The 19,186-nt window shown below is 37.8% G+C and carries 21 protein-coding genes and 1 riboswitch; of the genes, 9 read left to right on the plus strand and 12 right to left on the minus strand.

Translation table 11 applies throughout. The features are described 5' to 3' along the window. Positions 1-22 precede the first annotated feature (22 nt). From SB717_RS02025 to SB717_RS02040, 4 genes are all read right to left on the minus strand, one after another. The gene (locus SB717_RS02025) at positions 23-574 is read right to left on the minus strand and encodes an SLOG family protein (protein ID WP_098621469.1); all 552 of its coding nucleotides are present in this window, start codon (positions 572-574) and stop codon (positions 23-25) included. A gap of 63 nt (positions 575-637) precedes the next feature. Beyond that, on the minus strand, positions 638-1,108 hold the full coding sequence (locus SB717_RS02030) for a CotD family spore coat protein (protein WP_410903117.1): 471 nt from the start codon (positions 1,106-1,108) through the stop codon (positions 638-640). Between the two features lie 346 nt (positions 1,109-1,454). Next, positions 1,455-2,705 carry a ribonuclease H-like domain-containing protein gene (locus SB717_RS02035; RefSeq protein WP_074678354.1) on the minus strand — a complete coding sequence of 417 codons (1,251 nt, stop codon included), beginning with the start codon at positions 2,703-2,705 and terminating at the stop codon, positions 1,455-1,457. Between the two features lie 4 nt (positions 2,706-2,709). Continuing rightward, a complete protein-coding gene (locus SB717_RS02040) occupies positions 2,710-4,980 on the minus strand; it encodes a DEAD/DEAH box helicase (RefSeq protein WP_410903118.1) in 2,271 nt (756 codons plus the stop codon). A gap of 121 nt (positions 4,981-5,101) precedes the next feature. On the opposite strand from SB717_RS02040, the gene SB717_RS02045 reads away from it, so the two are divergent. The 3 genes from SB717_RS02045 (at position 5,102) to SB717_RS02055 (ending at position 7,487) form a co-directional block, all read left to right on the plus strand. Beyond that, positions 5,102-5,353 (plus strand): hypothetical protein, encoded by a 252-nt coding sequence (locus SB717_RS02045; RefSeq protein WP_013056134.1) that lies wholly within the window; start codon positions 5,102-5,104, stop codon positions 5,351-5,353. Between the two features lie 150 nt (positions 5,354-5,503). After that, a complete protein-coding gene (locus SB717_RS02050) occupies positions 5,504-7,015 on the plus strand; it encodes a sensor domain-containing diguanylate cyclase (protein ID WP_410903119.1) in 1,512 nt (503 codons plus the stop codon). A 160-nt stretch (positions 7,016-7,175) separates the two neighbouring features. Beyond that, positions 7,176-7,487 (plus strand): DUF6509 family protein, encoded by a 312-nt coding sequence (locus SB717_RS02055; protein ID WP_074679389.1) that lies wholly within the window; start codon positions 7,176-7,178, stop codon positions 7,485-7,487. Between the two features lie 277 nt (positions 7,488-7,764). On the opposite strand, the gene SB717_RS02060 is transcribed toward SB717_RS02055, so the two are convergent. The 3 genes from SB717_RS02060 to SB717_RS02070 form a co-directional block, all read right to left on the minus strand. After that, positions 7,765-7,953: a hypothetical protein gene (locus SB717_RS02060; protein WP_074678358.1), complete on the minus strand. Its 189-nt coding sequence runs from the start codon at positions 7,951-7,953 to the stop codon at positions 7,765-7,767. 104 nt (positions 7,954-8,057) lie between these two features. Then, positions 8,058-8,261, minus strand: a complete 204-nt coding sequence (locus SB717_RS02065; protein ID WP_013056130.1) for a cold-shock protein — start codon at positions 8,259-8,261, stop codon at positions 8,058-8,060. 279 nt (positions 8,262-8,540) lie between these two features. After that, positions 8,541-8,708 (minus strand): hypothetical protein, encoded by a 168-nt coding sequence (locus SB717_RS02070; protein WP_176547858.1) that lies wholly within the window; start codon positions 8,706-8,708, stop codon positions 8,541-8,543. A 111-nt stretch (positions 8,709-8,819) separates the two neighbouring features. Between SB717_RS02070 and SB717_RS02075 the strand changes: the two genes are divergently transcribed. The 4 genes from SB717_RS02075 (at position 8,820) to SB717_RS02090 (ending at position 12,353) form a co-directional block, all read left to right on the plus strand. Continuing rightward, positions 8,820-9,365: a YhcN/YlaJ family sporulation lipoprotein gene (locus SB717_RS02075; RefSeq protein WP_410903120.1), complete on the plus strand. Its 546-nt coding sequence runs from the start codon at positions 8,820-8,822 to the stop codon at positions 9,363-9,365. A 292-nt stretch (positions 9,366-9,657) separates the two neighbouring features. Then, on the plus strand, positions 9,658-11,136 hold the full coding sequence (gene putP, locus SB717_RS02080; protein ID WP_074678360.1) for a sodium/proline symporter PutP: 1,479 nt from the start codon (positions 9,658-9,660) through the stop codon (positions 11,134-11,136). Between the two features lie 228 nt (positions 11,137-11,364). Further along, positions 11,365-12,024 (plus strand): SIMPL domain-containing protein, encoded by a 660-nt coding sequence (locus tag SB717_RS02085; protein WP_074678362.1) that lies wholly within the window; start codon positions 11,365-11,367, stop codon positions 12,022-12,024. A 62-nt stretch (positions 12,025-12,086) separates the two neighbouring features. Beyond that, positions 12,087-12,353, plus strand: a complete 267-nt coding sequence (locus SB717_RS02090) for a hypothetical protein (RefSeq protein ID WP_074678364.1) — start codon at positions 12,087-12,089, stop codon at positions 12,351-12,353. Between the two features lie 35 nt (positions 12,354-12,388). Here the strand turns inward: SB717_RS02090 and SB717_RS02095 are convergent, their stop codons facing one another. From SB717_RS02095 to SB717_RS02115, 5 genes are all read right to left on the minus strand, one after another. Further along, positions 12,389-13,570, minus strand: a complete 1,182-nt coding sequence (locus SB717_RS02095) for a trans-sulfuration enzyme family protein (RefSeq protein ID WP_410903121.1) — start codon at positions 13,568-13,570, stop codon at positions 12,389-12,391. Then, positions 13,554-14,699, minus strand: coding sequence for a trans-sulfuration enzyme family protein (locus SB717_RS02100; protein ID WP_074678368.1), 1,146 nt, complete (start codon positions 14,697-14,699; stop codon positions 13,554-13,556). Before SB717_RS02100 ends, SB717_RS02095 begins: the two co-directional genes overlap by 17 nt. A 71-nt stretch (positions 14,700-14,770) precedes the next feature. Next, positions 14,771-14,888: riboswitch (SAM riboswitch) on the minus strand. 167 nt (positions 14,889-15,055) lie between these two features. Continuing rightward, entirely contained in the window at positions 15,056-15,718 is a 663-nt protein-coding gene (locus SB717_RS02105; RefSeq protein WP_074678370.1) for a DUF2642 domain-containing protein, read from the minus strand. Positions 15,719-15,782: 64 nt separating this feature from the next. Further along, entirely contained in the window at positions 15,783-16,934 is a 1,152-nt protein-coding gene (locus tag SB717_RS02110; protein WP_410903122.1) for a spore coat protein, read from the minus strand. Between the two features lie 130 nt (positions 16,935-17,064). Next, positions 17,065-18,150, minus strand: a complete 1,086-nt coding sequence (locus SB717_RS02115; RefSeq protein ID WP_410903123.1) for a CotH kinase family protein — start codon at positions 18,148-18,150, stop codon at positions 17,065-17,067. A gap of 170 nt (positions 18,151-18,320) precedes the next feature. Here SB717_RS02115 and SB717_RS02120 point away from each other — a divergent pair, with 170 nt between their 5' ends. Further along, positions 18,321-18,863, plus strand: coding sequence for a CotG/ExsB N-terminal domain-containing protein (locus SB717_RS02120; protein WP_410903124.1), 543 nt, complete (start codon positions 18,321-18,323; stop codon positions 18,861-18,863). A gap of 145 nt (positions 18,864-19,008) precedes the next feature. Continuing rightward, positions 19,009-19,155, plus strand: a complete 147-nt coding sequence (locus SB717_RS02125; RefSeq protein ID WP_013082337.1) for a hypothetical protein — start codon at positions 19,009-19,011, stop codon at positions 19,153-19,155. The last annotated feature ends 31 nt before the right edge of the window (positions 19,156-19,186 follow it).

Raw genomic sequence — 19,186 nt, forward strand, 5'->3', positions numbered from 1 at the left:
TAAAATGTTTCGCCAAGTGGCGTTAAAAAGACGAAAATTTTTCTTCATCCACGATATCCTGTAAGTCGTGAGACGTCACCGTTATAATAGGGTATTCTTCTCGTTCAGCACGTTTTTTAGCCGTTTCTAACATATATTTAGGACTTCCTTCGTGCTCTTCGTCGTAAACTAAACAAATACCTTCACTTTTTTCTACTAAAAATTGATTTTTCAACCGAAACTGTGCTGGACTTTCATATTTCTTTTTTGTGATGCTATCTACATAATCTGCTTGACTTAAGACGAATTCATACAATTCTTTATTGGCTTCATTCCATTTTTCTTCTTGCTCCAAAAATGGTGTTAAAACAGCTAACTGAAGCTCGGGATAATCGAGCTGAAGATCAAATACCACTTCTGCTGCCCAAATTTCTACTCCTAGCTGGCCGCTAATCAATACCCATTCTAATCCATCTTCTACTAATTCCTGTAATTTTTTATAGAGCGCTTTTTTTATATATGTAATACCTTGATGTTTTTCATTAAAAATGCCAAGTTCGAATGGCTTATAACCGGTAACTGTTAGCACCTTCATTATATAACTCCTTTATAACAAAATAGAATAGGAACTGATGTAATCAGCTCCTATTAGCGTACATTATCTAAAATACCCTGAATTTGGTCCTTGATGCGCGCCTTTTGTATGACAGCTTCCTTGGCCGCAGCCTTTGTGTCCCGGATAACTAGCACCTGCTACTTGACCGGGGTAGCCTCCCATTTGACCTGGATAACCAGCACCTGCCACTTGGCCTGGATAGCCTCCCATTTGACCTGGATAACCAGCACCTGCCACTTGGCCTGAATAGCCTCCCATTTGACCTGGATAACCTGCTCCTCCTACTTGAGTTGGATATTGCTGCGCGCCGCCAAAAAACTGTTGGTTTGAAGTTTCATTTACAACAGATTGCGTTTGCGGGAAGTAATGTACGTGCTTCACATTTGTATGATTCACCAATGTATTATGACTTGGATGAATGTGAGGTACTACTACCTCCTGAGAAGTAAACTGCGTGCAGCATTTTGTTGGATGCACAATTGGTGGCATACATTTTGTTGGTCTTGGATACATATCCTTTTTCCCCTTTCACTGTTTAGTTATTACACTATTACAATATGTGAAGGGCAATGTACATGTACTAAGACAAACACCTATTTTTGACCTACATAAAGGAGTTATACGAATTTTTCAAACTGCTTAAGACAATTACTGTTAAACAAATTAATGCGAAAAATGATACTAAAATCACATTTTTCATGAGGCCTCTCTCCATCTCACCAAAGTTCTGTTTTTAAGCTGTAAGAATCAGTCTTACATTGACTAATTTTATCAATGACTGAAAAATAGAACAATATAAAACATCCACAAAAACAAAAGAATAATAATTCTGAATATTTTAAAATAAATCAGCTGAAGTCTATGCTTTAGCTGATTTATTTTTTAGTCTAAGAAGTCTTTTTTCAAGCGCTTCCTTTGACGTTTTTTTAGGCATTTCTTTGAGTTGATTCCACTTCTCTGAGGCTAGCTCAGTATATAGAAGTGCTTGATAAACATCTTTGAGACGGTGCTCATAAATTTTTGCTAGCTCAACCAATGCTTCTATAGCGACGTCACCTTCACATGTTTGAACCAAGGGTTCAAACATGTCCACTGCCTCTTTCCAACGCTTCTCTTTTTTATAATGATAAGCCATCGCTAGCTGAGCTTTTTTATGCTCCTCTTTTTCTTTTTCCGCTACGCCCTGATAAAGAGAGAAAGCGTGCTTATTCTCCCCTAACTGCTCATACCACCTTGCTACTTCATATGTTTCTTTTTCTGTAAACTCCTCGCTAGTAAGGAGATGTTTTGATAAATGAATGTATAAGGTAATAAGTGATAAAATATCATGTTCATTATGTTTCATAATGTCGAATAAGCCTCTTGGATTTTTCGTTTCAATAAAATCAAAATAAATCATGGGAGCTAAAAAACCTGGAATATCATCAACTCGTTCAATTCCGAGTATTTCTTTTTCGACATTCGCAAGCTTAACCGAATTCATTTTGTGTTTCCACAGCCTTCTTGACGCATGCAGTAAATCAAAGTGACCGAACTTAGGCAGCTTGGGCAAATGATCTCTCAATAGCGTATGGCGAGTCTTCACGTGAGGCCAATCGAAAGATTTCCCATTATAAGTCACAAGCGTCGTGTAGTCTACTTCTTTTAAAAAACTTTCGTAAAATGCTACTTCTCCACTTGGCTCGGTTAATATATGCTGACGAAAAACGACGGAATCTTTTAGCACCCTTGCATATCCTAGCAAAAAGATAGTCGTTCCCGTACCTGTACTAAGCCCCGTCGTTTCCGTATCAAAGAAAAATAAATCTGAATATGTGTGGCCTTTTGATGAAAGCGGATGAGCAACTGTAGACTGATTCCATACTTCCACTACTTTTTTCAGCTCATTAAATTCATAATGTCCATGCTTGTAGTCGAGCGGGTAAACCACTTCTCTGATCATACAGTAGCTATCTTCGGAAAAGTAAGGCACAGCATGATTTCCCTTCCATTCCTGCTCATAGGGAATAGACGCACTCTTAGGCCGCTGCGGGTTACTTTCAATCGGCGGCTTTGCTTCTGTAACATGAAGATGCTTTTTCATACGGTTTAATTTATTTTTAAAAGACACGAATTCACCTACTTTGAAGTTGTTGTAGCAGTACGAGCGCATCGCTTTTTGCGTGTTCTCCCTGTGCTTCCATACCAATACAAGACGGACAGCCGCTTTCGCAAGAACAATTTACAATCAATTGATTGGTTTGACTTAGCACATCATTCATTTGTTCGTATACTTTATCGCTTAGGCCAATGCCTCCCGGGTATCGGTCATATAAGAAGATAGTCGGCTGTTCGTTGTGCACCGCCTTTATCTGAGGCACTACATGTAAATCAGAAGGATCGCACATCACCATAAGCGGTGCAATTGACTGAACGGCATTTGCCACGGAAATGAGCGCTTGTTCCAATCGTTTTTCAGATTCGTGAAACTGTTCTTTTTCAAAGCTTAGCCACACGGCATTTGTATGAAGCTCTTCTTCCGGAAGTGAAATGGGGCCTGACCCTATGTTTTCATGCGTCTCAAACTTTATTTTTTTGAATATCGTCGCCATGGCGCTGACCATTACATCGCCATAACCGATTGAATATGCTCCTTCCAGTCGTTCTTTATCAGCTTCTAGAACCTTCAAGTTAACCGCCAAGTTTGCATCGGTAAAATAATCTACATCGACTTCACGAACATACGCTTTTTTCTCATCCCAGTCCAAGTATTCTACTTGATACTGAATGCCTTGATGCAAGTAAATCGCCTCATCATGAAGAAGCGTCATGGCACTAAAGCGATCCATTTCTCCAATTACTTTCACATTTGCAACGTCCGATTGATCAATGATGACAACATTTTCTTGGGATGCAGAGCGCAGACTGATATTATGAGCTGGGAACGAATCATTCATCCAGTACCATTTGTCTCCGCTAAAATGAATCACTCGTTCTTCTTGCAAAAACTCCAGAACGTCTTCAATTTCTACCCCATCAAATGTTTCTCCCTGCTTAAACGGCAGCTCATAGGACGCACATTTTAAATGATCGACTAAAATAACAAGATTATCAGGATTAATTCGAGCTGTTTCTGGATTTCTGCTAAAAAAGTAATCCGGATGCTGAATCATATACTGGTCAAGCGGACTTGAACTTGCGACCATCACAATGACAGCTTCTCCGTGACGTCTCCCTGCTCGTCCTGCTTGCTGCCAAGCGCTTGCAACCGTGCCTGGATAACCTGTCATCACACACACCTGCAGCTGCCCGATATCGACTCCTAGCTCTAAAGCATTCGTACTGACTACTCCGTAAATGCTTCCCTCTCGAAGTCCTCTTTCTATTTCGCGTCGCTGCTTCGGCAAATATCCTCCGCGGTACCCTTGAATAGACTTATTTTGAAGCTGGTTTTTTACGAGCTCCTGCAGATACGTTAAAATAATTTCCACTCGCACTCGGCTTCGTGCAAATACAATCGTTTGAATTTTATTTTTCAAAAACTCTCCTGCGATATTTCGCACTTCGAGCGTAGCACTTCTTCTAATGTTTAAAGGTTTATTAACAATAGGCGGGTTATAAAAAATAAAATGCTTGCGGCCGCTAGGCGCTCCGTTGTTATCTACTAACATAACATGAGCTCCCGTTAAATGTTCAGCAAGTTCTTTTGGGTTAGCGATGGTCGCTGATGTACAAATAAAGATAGGATTGCTTCCATAGTAGCGGCAAATTCGCTTTAACCGGCGTATAACGTTGGCTACGTGGCTTCCAAAAACACCGCGGTACGTATGAAGTTCATCAATCACAATGTACTTCAGGTTTTCAAACAGTGATACCCATTTAGTATGATGGGGTAAAATAGCTGAATGAAGCATATCTGGATTCGTAATAACAATATGCCCCGCTTTTCTCACCTTTTGACGGATATTTGCCGGAGTATCTCCATCATACGTGTAGCTATTGATTGGTACTTCCATTTCTTCAATGATTTCATTTAATTCACTTTTTTGATCTTGGGCAAGCGCTTTTGTTGGAAATAAATAAAGAGCTCTAGCTTGATCGTTCTCCATAATACTTTGCAGTACCGGCAAGTTGTAGCACAGTGTTTTCCCAGAGGCTGTTGGCGTCACGGCTACAACATTTTTCTTAGCTGTCGCCAAATCAAACGCTGTTTTTTGATGCGTATAAAGCGAACCAATTCCTCGTTTCTCAAGCGCTTCCCGCAGTTTCGTATGCAAAGAAGCTGGAAATGGCGCAGTTTTAGCTTCTTTCTCTTCGATTGTATGCCAATGAACAATATTTTGCTGATACGATGGATTCGTTTGCAAGATATCTATTACTTCTTGTAAGTTTTTTCGTATTCTCATTTTCATCACCTGCTTCTATTTTAACGAATGAACGTTCGATAGAAAACCATAAGTTTTTGTATGTTTTTGGTGGAATCGGACATGGTATTAATACAGTAAATTTTTCAAGGAGATGTTAAAAATGGGAAGCCCTTATCTTTGCCCCAGCTGCAAAACAAATCGAACGCGCTTTAATATCATTGAACAAAATGCAAAACCTGTAAAAATGGACCCAAGAAGCGGAGACGTCGTAGAAGAATACACAAACGATACGCTCGATGCCTTTCACGCTGCTTATAACGGACCCCAAAAACGCATTCAGTGCGGAGCTTGCGGATTAGTAGAAGATGAAACCATGTTTGTACGGCATGCTGAATCGAATAAACTTCAATAAAAAAGGTGGGGCCCTTTGGTCTCACCTTTACTCATATAACTCTTAGTGCTTTTTCTTGATGGAAAACCAGACATTTTCATCTGAAAAATTCATGTCTTTTCTTATACAAACATGCTAAAATACCTAAAAAAAGATATGGAGATGATGGTCATGTCATTTCTTCTTTCGCTTTTACCTTTCTCCTTTCTGAAGAAATTTCATTTTCCTTCAGGAAGAGAAGTTAATGAAGATACAATGTTCGATAAAACGAATGCAGAAATGCTTCAACAGAGAGTCAAGCTAGTTTCAGTTGCTCTTGTCATTTCCTACCCTATTTATATTTATATAGGATTTTCTTTACTTCAACATGCGGGGACATCTCAATTTAGACATACACTAATTGGCATTCATTTCAGTAGTTTCGCTCTCTCTTCTCTTTATTTATTCTTCTATTATTTTAGTAAAAGAAAAGAGCGGTTTGCTAACTACTTAAGCACCATTGTATATGGCTATATATTTTATTACGTATTTGCTGCAGCACTTTCTACTATTAACAGTCAGCTTTTCACAGGTCGCATAGACGTATATATGATGCTTTTGATTTCCACAGCTGTTTTATGTCCTATGAAATTAAAACATCTGTGCATCATTTTTATTCCTAACCATCTTTTTCTACTATACGGCTTATCACGATATGTACCGGATTCTTTTTCTCTTATTTCAAAGCAGATTAATACAACTGCAGCAGTTGCTATCGCTTTACTTATTTCATACATTCTTTATACATACCGTCACAAAGAATATATGAGTCATTTACAGCTAAAAGAAAGCGAACGTAATTTTTTTACGCTGTTCAACATTAATCCCTATCCTTTACTATTAACGAGATTATCCGACCACAAAGTGCTGCTCATTAACAATAAAGCTATTCATTTTTACAATCTTGCTTCTCAAGATCTGGATCAAATAGACGGATTTATAATCTATCCTACCGATGAAGATCGAGAGGAGATTTTAAAACGTCTTCAACAAGAGAAATATGTAAAAAACTATATCCTAGAAGCACGTGAATATAGAGATTCTAAGTGGGTTATGATCAATTATGAATTACTAGAGTATCAAAGCGAAAGCTGCATACTCGCAGGTATTACCGATATAACCGATTTAAAAGCGGTTGAGCATGAATTGAGCTTGCACGCTTCAACTGATATGCTAACCGGAATTTTAAATCGAAGAAGCGGAATGGAAAAACTGCAGCTGGAACTGCTGAGAGCTAAAACCAATCATACATCTTTTCTATTGTGTTTTATCGATATTAATTCTTTAAAACTAGTAAATGATCAATACGGTCATAGAGAAGGCGACTGGCTTATTAAAACAATAGCAGAATCAATTAGTGGTTATATTAGCAAGGATGATACGCTCTTTCGCTACGGAGGTGATGAGTTTTTATTAATTGCTCCTAGACAAACGGAAGAATACGTACACGAGCTGTGGCAAAATATTAATGAACAGCTAGAAGATAAAAAGAAAAAATTTAAGAAGCCATATACACTGTCTGCAAGTTACGGGTTTATTATATGTGCGCCTTCAGACGACACCAACCTAGATACATTAATTCAAAAAGCAGATGCTGCCATGTATAAGCAAAAACATACGCGCGTTTCTTCCATCTTTAAGTAAATCATCGAAGCCCTTGCGCTATCGCATCAAGTAGAATCGCTAAATAGAATGATCAAGGAATAAATCCGTGCATGAATTACGCATGCACTTTCTTTCTTTACAAAGAAAAACTATAATAGATGATGCAAGTATTTTACTGATATATGGAAAGGACGTACATATGTTTACAATTAAAGAATATACAGCTGAACAATTGCAGGATCCATTTGGTCTCCTTCTAGGTGAACGCTATGAATTTCATTTATACATTGAGGTAGAAGAAGAGGATGAATTATATACCGGCAGCGACTTAGCACTACGCGTAGTATATATTAAAGGCGAAGATAAGACTTCTATTGCCCAAACTCATTTCTACGAAGTTTCAACAAATAAAGTATTAGACTTCGACCTTGAAGAAGAGGAAGAAGCAGCTGTCAAAGAGTTTTGCGGGAAGCATTTACCTTCAGAGGAAGGTACAGATAACGAGGAATAATTAAAAGAGGCTGGAACAAAAGTAATTTAGTAAAAATCCGAACGATGAATTGAGATTCCTGATGGAGAATCCAACTCGTTCGGATTTTTTCGTAGTGATGATGAACGTAGGTTTCATGTATGTAGGTGCTTATAGCTGTTGATTGGAGGGCAAGGCTTAGCGCCCGCCCGCGGAAAGCGCAGTCTTGCACGGAAACCAACAGCGATGTAACAAGCAATTCATACTAGAGAATCAATTCCATTTGTTCTTTGTTCGTCTTTAGATGGGATCGATTTCGTTATGTATCAATCTCTTTTTGATTTCGTTTTTCCATTAGTTTTTTAACCACTTCTTTTGGCTCCCAGCACGTAAACTGATAAGAAGGACGGGTTTCATAGCCTAGTCTTTTGCATTGATACTTCATTCCCTTATCCAATTTAACGCTTTGAAAATGTTGACATGTGGCACAGCAATGAAATGAACTCATGCCTTCCCTTCTCCCCTACTTTAATCTATTTTCTTAATCATACAAATAAAACAAATTTGCACAAAAAAAGCTGCCTATCGGCAGCTTTCATATGTAGCGTTGAATTATAATTTTACAACATTCTCCGCTTGAGGTCCACGTTGGCCTTCAACGATTTCAAATTCAACTTTTTGGCCTTCTTCTAATGTTTTGAAGCCTTCAGATTGGATTGCTGAAAAATGAACAAATACGTCATTTTCGCCTGGTACTTCGATAAAACCGAAGCCTTTTTCACTGTTAAACCATTTTACTGTACCTGTAGTAGCCATGTAAAAAAACCTCCAAAAAATGTAAAAATTTTAATATGTTACTCTATATTTACATTTATACCGTAAATAAAAAATTCACATATTATAAAAGAGACCTACGCGAAGTAGATCTCCTTTATAACAAGTGAATTTTCACTAAATCTAATTCGAGTATATGGTCAAAACATAGTATTAATTATATTTGGTTGCGTTTACATTATACTATACCTATATGTAGAATGCAAATATTTGGCCATTCTTAATGTATGTCTCATCCGTTTTGCAAGATATTTATGTTCCTTACGTCAACATGTTATCAATATGGGCGTCGATAATTTCTTTTCGCTTATTTTGCAGGGTCTCAAATAACAGCTTAGCTTCTTCTGAAGTTAACGCAAACGTTGTTGTTTCTTCATGGTTTTCTTCTTTTGTATGAAGAACAAATACGCTTTGTTGAATTCCACTCATACATATTCCTCCTTTTTCGATAGTATAGGCTTTTTTGTATTTTTCATGTATGTTTCACGCGTTTTTAACAAATTATAAGAAAGGTTAAAACTTATAAGGAGTGATACTATCATGAAGAAATCGTTTTTGTTTGTTGTAGGCTGCATGACGACCCTTTCTTTATTCGGCTGCAGCACAGCAGATCAAGGTAAAGATGGCGTCATTGATGATGATACAGTCCGCAACGTCACATATGAAAATGGAAACAATAAAACGAAAATGAATGACATAAACGATACGCAAGATGTACAGCGTAACGAAAAAGAACAATATAACCAGTCCGGCGGAATGAGAGTAGCGGATGTGGCTGCTGATCGTATCGTAGCATTAAAAAACGTTAAAGATGCTAACGTAATCGTAACCGACCATACAGCTTATGTAGCAGCTGTATTAGATGATAACAAAGAAGGTAATCTCACAAAAGATATGGAGCATAAGATCGCACATGAAGTGAGAAAAGCTGACGGCAGTGTTCATCGAGTGTTTGTATCAACAAACCCTGACTTTGTAAACCGTATGAACGGATATGTAGACAAGCTTCAAACCGGCAAGCCTGTTTCTGGACTGTTTGACGAGTTTTCGGAAGTTGTTCGACGCGTATTCCCGAATTCGCGCTAATATACATGAATGTCAAAAGAGCATTTTATAAAATGCTCTTTTTATTTTACCTATTGCATAAAATAGTGCATAAAAAATACAGTTATATTTTTCTGAATGTTTTTATTTTACTTTATTTTGAAAACGATTTCATTTCTATAGTATAAAGGTTTAGGGGATTTTAGACTTAGGTAATTTACGTTTTTGTGGGTTGATAGTAAGGGAAAAGTTTGTTAGTTTTAGAAACCATAAGATGTTTGCATGGCGAGCAGTGCTCGTTTCATGCATAAAAAATGCATAAAGGGGAGATTTTGTGGATATTGGTGTTTATATTTCACTGGGCATTTATTTTGTAGGAATGCTTGGAATAGGATGGTATGCCTACACAAAAACAACGCAAGACGTATCAGGTTACATGCTAGGCGGACGTGGACTAGGTCCGGCTGTTACTGCGCTTTCAGCAGGCGCTTCAGATATGAGCGGATGGATGCTAATGGGTCTTCCGGGATCCATGTATGTGACAGGTCTTTCAAGTTTATGGCTTGCGGTAGGTTTATCTATTGGTGCTTATTTAAATTATTTAATCCTCGCTCCGCGCCTTCGCACTTATACCGAAGTAGCGAATGACTCCATTACAATTCCGGACTTTTTTGAAAATCGCTTTGGCGACCATGCCAAGGTTCTTCGAACAGTATCAGCGATTGTGATCTTTATTTTCTTCACTCTTTATACTTCAGCTGGTATGGTATCAGGCGGAAGATTGTTCGAATCGGCATTTGGTGTAAATTATCAAATTGGCTTATTTGTAACAGCATCTGTTGTTATTGCCTACACTCTTTTCGGTGGATTTTTAGCTGTTAGTTTAACAGATTTTGTTCAAGGTGTTATTATGTTTCTTGCTTTAGTTTTAGTACCCATTGTAGCTTTCACCAATGTTGGAGGCATTAACACAACGATGGATATTGTACAGGACATTAATCCAGCATATCTGGACATTTTTAAAGGTACGACCGTTTTAGGTATTATATCCTTCTTAGCCTGGGGACTTGGCTATTTCGGCCAGCCTCATATTATCGTCCGTTTTATGGCTATCTCTTCTGTTAAAGAATTAAAACCCGCACGCCGTATTGGAATGAGCTGGATGATCATTTCAATTATTGGCGCTATGCTGACAGGGCTCGTTGGAATTGCATATGTAGAAAAAACGGGTATGAAACTAACAGACCCTGAAACTATTTTTATTAAGTTTGCGGATATACTCTTCAATCCGTTAATTACTGGATTTTTATATGCAGCTTTACTAGCAGCAATTATGAGCACGATTTCTTCTCAGCTGCTTGTAACGGCAAGCTCTGTTACAGAAGATTTTTATAAAACATTTTTCCGACGCAAAGCCTCTGACAAAGAGCTTGTAACGGTTGGAAGAGCTGCGGTTTTAGGTGTTGCAATTATTGGCATTTTGCTTTCTTTAAAACCTAGCGATACGATTTTAGGACTGGTTGGATACGCATGGGCTGGATTTGGTTCAGCTTTTGGTCCTGCTATTTTACTAAGTCTTTACTGGAAGCGTATGACTCGATGGGGAGCCCTTGCAGGGATGATTGTAGGTGCTGCTACAGTATTAATTTGGGTAAATACTCCATTGAAGGATGCTCTTTATGAAATGATTCCTGGGTTCTTTTTCAGCTTATTAGCTGTTATTATTGTAAGTTTACTAACAAAGAAACCGTCAAACGATGTTCAAAATCAATTCATTGAAATGAAAGAAACCTTAATAAAAGAATCGAAATAAACAAAAAGAAACTGAAAAAAAGTACGTTAGTTGAAGGAAGATCCGAACGATGAATCGAGATTCTTGATGAAGAATCAAATTCGTTCGGATTTTTTATTGGTAAGGTGAATATAGGTTTTATGTATATAGTTTCTTCTAGCGGTTGATTTAGTTATGTCTCAATCTCTTTTTGTTTTTAATCTCCTTTGCTTATCATATATATTAAAGATCAATAAAGGAGGTTTTTGTATGCAACATTCTTATTTCCCTTATGAACCTACACAACAATTGCGCGTAGATACACAAAATAGAGAAATTAAAGTAATTGGTGAAGGAACTGCTTCAGCCATTCCAAATGAAATTTCCATGACGATTGGAACTCGTACGGAAAACCGAGATGTTCAAGAAGCTTTAAAAGAAAATTCAGCTGTTTCAAACACTTTGCTGCAAGAGATGAAAAATCTTGGAATCAACGACCAGCAAATTGACACAGCTTCATTCACCATAAATCCTAAATATGATTACAGCGATGGAAAATCCACTCTTACAGGATACGAAGTACAGCACTTATTTAGAGTAAGAGTACAAGATGTAAAACAAGCAGGCGATGTCTATAACGCTACGTTTTCAAGCGGAGCCAACGTAGCGCAAGACCTTCAATTTCACGTTACAAATGATGATAAATATGAACAAGAAGCGATAAGTAAAGCTTTATTAAATGCTAAAGAAAAGGCCTTTACCATTGCCAACACGCTGCAGCTCCCTATTAACCAAATCCCTATTTTAATCGAAGAAGGACCCGTCTATCAGTCATCTGGCTCCTCGCCTAAGTTATTAGCAGCCTCTCCCCCTATTCAAGCTCAGTCCTTGACTGTATCTGCTTCTGTAAAAGTTACGTACACGTATTAATACTTATGGTAAAATATAAATTATTATAATGAAGAAACTAATCTAAAGGAGCTCTTTGCACAATGACTTCTGAACATTTACTAGCAGCTTATCAGACCCTATGGTTGAACCGTTCGTTCGCTTCTAACCAAGCCATGGCAAGTGAAGATCAGCTTCACGAAGCCATTCTGAAAGATTTAAAAGATGAAATGACTCACCCACGCGTTCGGCAAACACCGTATGTAAAATATCATCTTGGCATCAAAAGAATTCTAAACAGCAGTCTTTCCTCTGATGAAAAAGTTGCGCTTACGTCCCTATACACAAACCTTTTAGATAGCTGTATATAACAAGAAAAAGGACTTCCTTGATGGAAGTCCTTTTTTTATTTAATTAACGCTTTTTCTTCTAAGCTTTGAAAAACAGCGTTAAAGTCTTGCTTCAAATCCTCGAATTCCTCTAACCCTACTGAAAGGCGAAGAAGTGAATCAGTAATTCCTTTTTCTTCACGTACTTCTTTTGGGATACTTGCATGAGACATTGTTGCAGGATGCGTTAGAATGGATTCAACTGCACCTAGACTAACGCCAATTGAAGCCAATTTGACTCCTTGCAAAATATGTCGTGCTACTTTTTCATCCTGTACTTGGAAAGAAATCATAGCTCCGTATCCATTTGCTTGTTCTGAAATGAGTCTGTGGTCTGGATGACTTTTTAAACCTGGGTAGTATACACGGCTCACTAGAGATTGTTCTTCAAGCCACTTTGCAAACTGCAGTGCTGTTTTTAACTGTTGATCTAAACGAACTTTTAATGTCTTAATGCCTCGAAGCAGTAAAAAACAATCCTGTGGTCCTAAGATAGCACCAAAAGCATTTTGTACAAACCTTACTTCTTCCGCTAGCTTTTCATCGCTTACCACAACTAGACCGCCAATGACGTCACTGTGACCGCTGATATATTTTGTAGCACTATGAATTACAATATTTACACCAAGGTCAATCGGCTGCTGTAGATAAGGTGTTAAAAACGTGTTATCCACAATTGTAAGAACATTGCGCTCCTTCGCCAAACTTGCTACTGCTTTAATATCCGTTACTTGTAAAAATGGATTTGAAGGGCTTTCGACATAAATAGCCTTCGTATCTTTTGTGATAGCTTCTTCTACTTTTTCAACCTTCGTTGTATCAACAAAAGTTGTTTTGATACCAAACTTTGAAAATAATCGTGTTAATACACGATATGTCCCGCCGTACGTATCGTGTGAAACTAAAATTTCATCCCCTGATTCAAAAATAGATAACACCGAGGAGATAGCAGCCATACCTGATGAAAAAGCAAAGCCAGCGTATCCATTTTCTAGCTGAGCAATGGTGTTTTCTAAAGCCTCACGAGTTGGATTTCCTGAGCGAGAATAGTCATAGCGGCCGTCGTTCGTCTCATCTTCTTGGTTAAATGTAGATACCTGATAAATAGGTACGTTAACCGCTCCAAAATGACCGTCAATTCCTGTATTTGCATGAATTAAGTTCGTACCAAATCTATGTTTATTATTGTTGGTATGCATCAAATGCCTCCTTCAAATCTTTAATTAAATCATCTGCGTGCTCAATTCCAACTGATAATCGCAGTAAACAGTTTGTTACTCCAACACGATTTCGAATTTCCTCCGGAATGTCCGCGTGTGTTTGACGAGCTGGGAATGTCATTAAACTTTCTACGCCTCCTAAGCTTTCTGCAAATGTAATAACTTTGACATTTTCCAAAAGCGTGGACACGATGTCAGGGTGTGAGACAGCAAAAGAAATCATGCCTCCAAATCCAGTTGCTTGTTTCTTCATAATTTCATAGCCCGGATGTGTTTCAAGACCAGGGTAATACACTTTTTCCACGAGATCATGAGCAGTAAGCCAATTTGCAATTTTCAGTGCATTTTCGTTATGCTTTTCCATACGAAGCGCTAGCGTCTTAACACCGCGCAATAACAGCCAGCTATCTTGTGGACCTAAGATTGCCCCAGCTGCATTTTGATAAAAACGAATTTTCTCTCCTAAGCTACTACATCGAGCGACTACAAGACCAGCAACTACATCATTATGACCTCCAATGTATTTGCTTGCACTATGTATCACAATATCTGCTCCAAGCTCTAAAGGGCGCTGATAGTAAGGGGACATGAATGTATTGTCAATGATAGTAAGCAAATCATGCTGTTTAGCTAACGCAATTGCTTCTGGCAAATCAGTTACGTGCATCATTGGATTTGTAGGTGTTTCAATAAATAAAGCTTTCGTGTTGGGACGAAGCGCATCTTTTACTTGCTCGAGATGGGCTGTGTTGACGTACGAAACAGTAATTCCTTGCTCTGAAAAGATTTCATTTAGTACTCGATACGTTCCTCCGTATAAATCCTCTGATACAATTAAATGATCTCCGTTTTTAAATAGTGCTAAAACTGCCATTACACCCGCCATTCCTGAAGCGAATGCTGCTCCTACTTCGCCTTTTTCTAAAGCAGCAATTGCTTCTTCCAATGCTGTACGAGTAGGGTTTGCCGTACGTGCATAGTCAAATCCTGTACTTTGCCCTAAAGCAGGGTGAGCAAATGTTGATGCTTGGTAAATGGGGGTTGTAATAGAACCTGTTGAAGGGTCACGACCTACTCCTGAACGAACTAATAAAGTTTCAATTTTCATCTATTTCTCTCCTTAACTCAAAATAAAAAACACTCTTCACAGATGAAAGAGTGTTCGTTTATACACGATTTCTCTCATCTGTTAGAACAATACTGATGTTCCACAGGAATTAGCACCGTTCAAATGAATGTTTCATTTGATGGTTGCCGGGCATCGCAGGGCCAGTCCCTCCGCCACTCTTGATAAGAGTTCTATATAATTGTTGGTGGTTAACGTTTGTTGTTACTAACTTTAATAAAGATTTTCTTTATTGTCAACATAATTTTCTAAAAAATTTAAATCGTCTCATTTGTTTATTCAATATACTTGTCCTGATAAGCACATAAAAAAAAGAGACGACAGCGAGGTCTCTTTTTCTAAGGCAAGTGCACAGATTTTACATGAGCTAGCTTCCAATAGATACTTTCTCCATTTGCGGTAATTAGTTCAACAATATTATTAGAAACTTCTTTAAGTACGCCAATCTTTTCTGATTGATCCCCTAAATCTAATACAACCAGTTGATTTTCATATTTTTTAAGCTGCTCTTCAAAGTTTCTGACAAAAGGTGCAGAGGCGGGCCTTACTGGTAGCTCTTTGTCACTTAAAGAATAAGGGGTTAACTCATTGCTGTAAGGGGTAAGCCATTTCAAATGATGCAGAGAAACAAAGACATTTTTATACACTGGAGAATAAAACACAAGATAATCATTCAGCACGCTTGTAATATAGCCGTGCAATGATTTCCCTCCTGTCACATAAATTTCAATAAATTTCCCTTTTGCCTGCTGTAAAATATTACGATAGGAAATCCGCTGACTTTCTTCTATTAAGTTCTCTTCTATTTCACGTAAAACCGTATAGTCTTCTTCCGATACTTCCTGCAAACGATGCATGTGTAAAAGAGGAATATACAAATAATCATGTCCATTATACAAAATCATGACATCTAACCCTAAGTCAACAAGTCTGCCAATAAACTTAGTATTCCCTGAAATATCTACTTCTACAATTTTATTAATATAGCGATTTATACTCATTCTCCTCCCCCTTTCCTATATGACAGAAAAGGTGCTTTATAAGCACCTTTTTTGTTCTTATTCATTATGCTTTCCAGCGATAATTTTTTGTTTGGATGACTTGCTCTCTTGACGCTGACGAGTGTGAATCTGTGCGGCGGCTTTTTCTTGAGGAATATGAACCTGTGCGGCTTCTTCCTGTACGACCTTCTGAAACGCCTTCTGCTGATCCTCCGTCTTCAGTTTTTGTATTTTCCTCTTTCTGCTCATCATCTTGATTATTATTTTGTTTAAAAGATCCTTTTGCTCCTACACAAATGGTTTTAACATGTCTTGGTTGTAAGCGTAATACTTGATTGTCTTGAACAAGGGTAAAAGTACCATTCCGGCTTTGCACCAATACACCTTCTACAGCCTCTGGACCGCCACCATTGATTGATACCCATTTGTGTGATAGATGAGTAAATAAATTATTAAAGGTTTTTGATTTCATATAAGTTGGTTCCTGATTTGTAGCAAATTGATTATTCATTTGATTGTTATTATTGTTATTATTGTTATTATTGTTATTATCATTTTGATATTCACTTATACTTTTTACATGTTCAACATTGATATAGACAACACCATCATCTTCCGACAGTAACACAAGGTAAGCAGACTCTGACGAACCTAATACGTCAAGTAGCTGGCCTGCTTTTTTCTCAGGACCGCCTTGATTTATTTGAACATATTTACTTTTCAGTAATGATAAAGTACTAGCAAATGTCTTGCCTCTATACAACTCTAAAGTACCCTCATTATCAAACCCGGTAAACGTCTGTGCTGAATTTGACACAGCATCTTCCGTAATACTCTTAACATGGGATAAATGATAATATACAACCGTATATTCTTGTTGATTATTTTGATTGTTTTGGTTGTTTTGGTTGTTTTGGTTGTTTTGATTGCTTTGATTGTTTTGGTTGTTATTTCCTTCATTATTGTTTTCATCGCTGTTATTATTGTTATCGTTTTCTACTGCTAATATTAAATAATCAGACTGAACATCAAGTAAATAACCTGTTTTTGATTCAGGACCTCCTCGATAAACAGTCACCATTCTTCCTTTTAAAGGTTTAAACTGCGAAGAATAGCCTTTATCAGGCCGATTTGCATTTTTGCTGTGGCTGCGTTTTCGGTTTGGATTTGAATTTTGACCTTGATTTTGCCCATAATAATAATAATAGTTTTCCATTCTTTTTCCTCCTTGTTAGTCATCCATATTGGTCATTCATACTGTATATATACGTATCATGTACAGCTATTGATTTCGTACATTTGCCTATTATTAACAAATTCCACTTTTGCCTATCATTCTACGGTATCTAAAAAGTGAGAAGATTATTTTTAATATATGTTGTTCGGTCTTTTATAAAAGATAAAATAAATGCCGGCTCCTCATAAAACTGTTCTATATTTTTTTTTACATAAGGATCTTTCAAAATATAAGGCTTAAGCTCTTCGTGCATTTGATAGACAATGGGCTTCATATATTCCACTGTAAATTGATTATTTAGAACATTGTTCATCTTTTGAATGTAATGCTTTTTAATTCCATCTACTGCCAACAAACGAGCTGTAAGAGTGTTGAATCCTTGTGCACGGACATAATCTCCTTCCATTACTTTTCCATTTACATCCCTTCCCCAAGTCGCATCATAATCCCATGGAATCAGTTCAAAGCGTCCACTGTCATGGTCTCGATATAGAGCATAGTTATGAACAAAACCGTCATAATTTTGCATACAAATAATACCAACTAACCAAGATAAGTACCGGTCGACGTTTAGATACTTCTCAATATTCTGTTCGAATTCTGTATTTGTCCATGTATTAACATTAAATATAAACTGTTCTAATTTTTCCTCATCTCCTTGTTTCACTACTTTATCTTCATAACCTGATAATAGGGATGTTTTCGGCTTTTTATCCAAATCACTCATTAAAGAAAAATTAGCATCTCCGTCCACTGCATAAAATATGGATCCATCCGCTAAATTTCTTTTTTTCAAAAATAGTTCATCTACCGATTCGAGCTGAAGATATACCCCTTCGTTTTTCCCATTAATCGTGAGGGTAACAAACTGAGAGTGAGGAGATAAAACGTCTAAGGAGGAGAAAAAATCGAGGGATAATTTGTTGCGCATAAGGGATGGATCTTTGTATTCAGCGTTCAAATGTATTTCTTTAGAATGCTGAAAGATTTTTGGGGAATAAAATTCAATAAAATATGACTTTTTCTTCATCTTCCGAATATGTGAGCCTCTTAGCAACAAATCAATATCGTAGCGCTTTTTGTTAAATTTCATCGTTGCCTGAACGACTTCTTCTGACCAAATGTCTCTGTGCATTTCTTTTAAATCTTTTACATTTACAAACAAAGCGTATTGAGGAATTTCTTTTTGTTTCATTACTTGACCACCTTTCTTCAATTAATAAATTATATGAACCTCAAATTCACCGTGATACCTCATCCTATCAACTATTTATGTAAATTCCACTTTTGCCCTATATCAAAAATCAATACTGCAACGTATCCTATTAAGACAATACCTAGTCCAATATATAGGAGGTTTTTTAATTGCATATTACAGCTCAAAAAATTAAAGAAGCTGCAGAGGCCCTGGAGTGTACAGAATTAAAATCTTTTATGTTTCAAGAGCCGACTGCCGGCCCTCTGACAAGACGTCGCCGTTCTTCTCGTAGTTCTTCTCGTCGTTCTTCTCGTGGTTCTTCTCGTCGTTCTTCTCGTGGTTCTTCTCGCCATTCTACTCGCCGCTCTTCTCGCCGTTCTACTCGCCGTTCTACTCGCCGCTCTTCTCGCCGTTCTACTCGCCGCTCTTCTCGCCGCTCTTCTCGCCGTTCTACTCGCCGCTCTTCTCGCCGCTCTTCTCGCCGCTCTTCTCGCCGCTCTTCTCGCCGCTCTTCTCGCCGTTCTACTCGCCGTTCTACTCGCCGTTCTACTCGCCGCTCTTCTCGCCGTTCTACTCGCCGCTCTTCTCGCCGTTCTACTCGCCGTTCTACTCGCCGCTCTTCTCGCCGTTCTACTCGCCGTTCTACTCGCCGCTCTTCCCGAAGTACCCGCCGTTCTTCTCGTGGAGCTCGCCGCTCTCGCCGTTCTTAATTTCTCTAAACGCTCATCTTTATTGAAAAAAAACGCCGAAGAGCCATGAGCGTCTTCGGCGTTTTTTTCCACTTATAGAAGAGGAACATTTGGAAATATACTAAGATGGAGCGTTATTCATTTTACATAGAAAAGGAGAGGTTTTATGAAAAAAAACAAACATCAAATTTCAACTTCATCAACAACAGATATCGAAGAAGTCAAACGTTTAAATGCTCAGTCTGGATTAACTTACAATGAAGTATTTACACTTCTTGGAGAAAACTATTTGAAAAATCAAAAGAAGAAATAATAAGCAGGGACTAGAAAACACCTTCTAGTCC

The organism is Priestia sp. SIMBA_032, assembly GCF_046535215.1.
Lineage (GTDB): Bacteria > Bacillota > Bacilli > Bacillales > Bacillaceae_H > Priestia > Priestia aryabhattai.